This is a genomic window from Mucilaginibacter sp. (assembly GCF_039935595.1).
Taxonomy (GTDB): domain Bacteria; phylum Bacteroidota; class Bacteroidia; order Sphingobacteriales; family Sphingobacteriaceae; genus Mucilaginibacter.
Map to the genome: position 1 here is coordinate 1 of NZ_JBDTJZ010000097.1, position 4,571 is coordinate 4,571.

Consider the following 4,571-nt stretch of genomic DNA (forward strand, 5'->3'; position numbering starts at 1 on the left):
GTAAAAATATAAGGGTCGCGCTCAATCTCATCATCCACTTTAACCTGCACGCTGGTAATCCTTCCATTTTGAAAAATAAAAGGGAAAACCGCTTTTCCGTACACCGGATCAGAAAACGTAGCATAAAACCTATTCCCACCAAGCGACTGCAGCAATACATACATTTTAGGGTGATGCTCAAAACGCATTTCCAGGTTATTTAGCTCACCGCGGGTTATGGTAATTGTGCCGTAAACATCATTACGGTATTTACCTATATAATTAATTATTGGTAAGGCTGGTTGCAAATTCAATGCTGCCGAGTCGCGTAACTCGCGGTTTATTGCCTGAGTTTTTGCCTCATTGGCTTTAAACTTATTTAATTCGATATCACTATAATTTTGATAGGGAAGTTTAAAATAAGCATCCAAAATTTGCCAACGCAAGGCATCGTACAACTGGTTCTGGTCTGTATTGGTTAGTATCACAATTCCTAAATGTTCCTGGGGCACCAGCGTAACTGACGAAAGGTACCCGTTAACAGCACCATCATGGGTAACTAAATGCCGGCCGGCATAGTCCTGCAAAAACCAGCCCAGACCATATAACCTGTAATCTGTTTCGCCGTTAGGATAGGTTACCATTCCTACAACATCCTGTGGTTTGCGTGTAGCGTTTATAGCCGCTGCCGGAATTACCTGCCTGGCCCCCACCTTACCATCGTTTAATAAGGCCAGCACCCATTTACTCATATCGTTTACAGACGAACTGATGCCCATTGCTGCTGCCATATTATCCAGTTGTGCATACGGTATTGGGGTAAGCCGCCCATCAACCAGGGTATGCGGTACGGTGCGGTTAAGTGATGCCGGCATATCCGCTGTAAGCGTAAGGGTATTCATCATACCAAGTGGTGCAAGTATATTATCCCTGATATAAGCTTCCCATGTCCTGCCGGTTACTTTCGGAATGATCTCTCCTGCAACCATAAATGCCGAATTGGTATAGCCCCATTGGGTGCGAAACGGGTAAGCCGCTTTGATATGTGCCATTTTTTCAATTATTTGCTGGCGTGACAGATCAGTATTATAAAAGGTAAAATCGCCCTGAAAGGTTTTAAAACCTATACGGTGCGATAACAGATCGCTGATGATTGCCTGTTCGCCCGCCGCTTTATTATCCAATTTAAAACCGGGAATATATTTGGTTACATTATCATTTAATGACAGACGGTTGCTTGCCTCTAATAAAGCCAGAGCAGTGCCTGTAAAAGCTTTGGTATTACTGCCAATCATAAACAAAGTATTCTCGTCAATACGCGCCGGCAGGCCCAACTCTTTGGTGCCATAGCCTTTCATTACTACTACCTTATTATCCTTTACAATACAAATTGCCATACCAGGCACACGCCAGTTGGTTAATGCGCGGTTTATGTAAACGTCAAGGCTATCCCTAATAAACAAGCTGCGGTCTGCATCCTGCGCGTAGGTGGTGGTGATCAATAAAATGCAGCCAATTACCAGGGTAAATACCTTTTTCATGCGGATAACCATATTGTATTAAACAAATTTAGTACGCTTTGTTCGGCAAATTATTGCGAAAAGATCAATAATGGCTTAATTTTTAATTTAAAGTAATATCGTCTAAATACAACCAACGAAAAAAGCCTGCCATCAACCGGCAGGCTATCACCATATAGTTTTAAAATATTAATAGGAAATTATATCATCAGTCGAACCCGCCATATCCGCAAATGGGTTAGACTTTATACCAGATTTAGAGATATCTGATTCAAAATCGGTTTTACGCCCCAGCATGGTAAAGTTTTCGGCAACAATTTCGGTTGTGTATTTTTTTACGCCCTCTTTATCTTCGAATGACCGGGTGCGTAACTTTCCTTCAATGTAAACCAACTTACCCTTTTGTAAAAATTTGGCGGCAACATCAGCCAGGCTGCGCCAAAGTACAATGTTATGCCATTCGGTTTGTTCAACTTTACGGCCATCTTTATTATAGGTTTCGGTAGTAGCCAGCGGAAAGCTTGCAACAGAAACACCACCCTCTAAGTAGCGCACTTCGGGATCTTTACCCAGGTGCCCTACCAGTATTACTTTATTAATTCCAGACATAGTTTAAAACGGGGAATATTTATTTCTAATTTAAAAAATTATCTAAAAATATAAAAATTACTTTAGGTAACGCTAATTTTTTTAAATTTATTACTTCTATGAAAATCCATTGCGCCTTTAGTTTAATGGGGTTTTCGGCAAGCTTTATAAACCGTACATGCAGCCGCTGGTGTGTAAGTATATGTTTTATAAGGGGTAAGCTTTCTGCAACTACTGCCTGCGGGCCAAAATATTCAACGGTTTGGGGCAAACCCATTAATTCATCAACAGGCAACATTTGATGGGTTTCTATCATAGGCAAATCATACATATTTGCCCAAATATCATTATCATCCCTTTTATTCATTAATATACTATCGCCATCAGTAATTAAAAAATAGTTTAAATACCGCTCTTTTACTTTCACGGTTTTTAATTTAACGGGCAACGTGGTTGTAGCGTTATTAATAAAAGCATAGCACCCGGTTCGCACCGGGCAAATGCCACAGGCCGGGTTTTTAGGTTTGCATATTATTGCACCAAACTCCATCATGGCCTGGTTATGCAGGGCAGGATACTGTTTGTTAAGAAGCTCGTCGGCAATGGCCTGGAACTTTTTTTTGCCTGTTGTGCTGTTTATCGCCTCATCTATACCAAAATAACGCGCAATAACCCGGTACACATTACCATCAACCACAGCTTTGGCCTCATTGGCCGAGAAAGAAGAAATAGCGGCAGCAGTATACTGGCCTATCCCTTTAAGCTTTATCAGTTCATCATAAGCCGTTGGGAAAACCCCGTTATATTGCGTTTGTATGATCCTGGCGGTTTTAAGCATATTGCGTCCTCTTGAATAATAGCCCAAGCCCTGCCATAATTTTAATATATCGTCTTCGGCCGCGTTGGCGAAGCTATTTACATCGGGATATTTTTCGGCAAAGCGATAATAATAAGGCAACCCTTGATCAACCCGGGTTTGCTGCAAAATAATCTCCGAAAGCCATATCAGGTAGGCATTGGTAGTGTTGCGCCAGGGCAGGTCGCGTTTATTATTATTGTACCATTGTATCAGTTCGTTGGCAAAGTCCATATCGCCAAAAATAAGGGATATATGAGCAAAATGTCGGTATTTTACCTCTGTTTTAAATGGAAACAAAAAAAACACGTTATTTATTTCGCTCTTTGCGAATAAAGCGATACTTTTGCAACCCCAAAACAGTTAAGTAATTATATATAAATAGAATATAAATAAAGTAAAAACGAATATGACTAAGGCAGAAATTATAACTGAGATCTCATCAAAAACAGGCATCGAGAAAGTTAGCGTGCAGGAAACTGTTGAGGCATTTTTTAAAGTGGTAAAAAGCTCAATGGTTGAAGGTGAAAACGTTTATGTAAGAGGTTTCGGAAGCTTTGTTGTAAAAAAGAGAGCCAAAAAAACAGCGCGTAATATTTCAAAAAATACGGCAATAATAATACCCGAACACTTTGTACCAAGCTTTAAACCCGCTAAAACTTTTGTTGAAAAAGTAAGAACAGGTAACAAAGCAAAAAAATAACCAAATAATATAAATCAATGAATAAAAAGCAAATAGTTGTAATTGTAGCGGTAGTTGCCGTAATGGGCTATTTGTATTCATTGCCCGTTAAGGGGTTGGTAAAACCAAAGGAAACACAGGCAAACAGCGGTGTAGCCGGGGGCACTAACGGCAGCAGCCACCCATCGGCAAATGTAACCGTTGCTACCGTTTCAGAGACAGCAAAAGCAGCCATAGGCGCAAGCTTAGCAGCCAATATAAATGAACTTGAAACGCAACTGGGCCGGGCAACCGGCGGAAGCAAACTAACGCTGCAAAAGCAATTAGCAGCAGCCTGGGACGATGTTAACCAACCCGCGCCGGCAGCTTTTTATTACCAAACAGTTGCCCGTAATGAAAACAAGCTTGACGACTGGTTAAACGCGGGTAACCGTTTTAATGATGCCTATAAGCTTACACAGGATACATCGGCACAGCCGGTATATACCTTAAACGCGGTTGAAGCATTTCAAAATGCTTTGAAGCTTAAACCAGCCAGCCTTGAGGCCAAAACCGGTTTAGGCACAGCGTATGTTAACGGCGGCGCAACCCCCATGCAAGGCATTGCCTTATTGCTTGAAGTTGTTAAGCTGGACCCTAAGAACAGGAATGCAAACCTAAATTTAGGTATGTTCTCCATTAAATCGGGGCAGTATGAAAAAGCTATAGAGCGATTAAAAATAGTGATAGATCAGAAACCTGATTTTGAACCCTATTTTTACCTGGCCGAAAGCTATAAACAACTGGGCCGTAAAAAAGAGGCTATAGCGGCCTACCAAAAATGCAAAGAATTAATGCCCGACCCTGTTTTCGGTCAGCGTATTGATCAGTATATTAAGGAATTAAAAAATTAACACATTAAAAAATTAGTATTATGCCAAGCGGTAAAAAACGTAAGAGACACAAA

Annotated in this window: 5 protein-coding genes; 2 read left to right on the plus strand and 3 right to left on the minus strand. The window is 40.9% G+C overall.

Annotation, left to right across the window (positions count from 1 at the left end; genetic code table 11):
* The 3 genes from ABI367_RS06530 to mutY all read right to left on the minus strand — a co-directional run.
* Positions 1-1,520: serine hydrolase (locus ABI367_RS06530; RefSeq protein ID WP_462227042.1), on the minus strand; the 1,520-nt coding region annotated here is incomplete at its 3' end.
* A gap of 168 nt (positions 1,521-1,688) precedes the next feature.
* Positions 1,689-2,108, minus strand: a complete 420-nt coding sequence (locus ABI367_RS06535) for a single-stranded DNA-binding protein (RefSeq protein WP_462227044.1) — start codon at positions 2,106-2,108, stop codon at positions 1,689-1,691.
* Positions 2,109-2,133: 25 nt separating this feature from the next.
* Positions 2,134-3,177, minus strand: coding sequence for an A/G-specific adenine glycosylase (mutY, locus tag ABI367_RS06540; protein ID WP_462227045.1), 1,044 nt, complete (start codon positions 3,175-3,177; stop codon positions 2,134-2,136).
* Positions 3,178-3,352: 175 nt separating this feature from the next.
* Between mutY and ABI367_RS06545 the strand changes: the two genes are divergently transcribed.
* Both ABI367_RS06545 and ABI367_RS06550 read left to right on the plus strand, forming a co-directional pair.
* A complete protein-coding gene (locus ABI367_RS06545) occupies positions 3,353-3,646 on the plus strand; it encodes an HU family DNA-binding protein (protein ID WP_462227047.1) in 294 nt (97 codons plus the stop codon).
* Positions 3,647-3,663: 17 nt separating this feature from the next.
* Positions 3,664-4,518, plus strand: a complete 855-nt coding sequence (locus ABI367_RS06550) for a tetratricopeptide repeat protein (protein WP_462227049.1) — start codon at positions 3,664-3,666, stop codon at positions 4,516-4,518.
* Positions 4,519-4,571 lie beyond the last annotated feature (53 nt).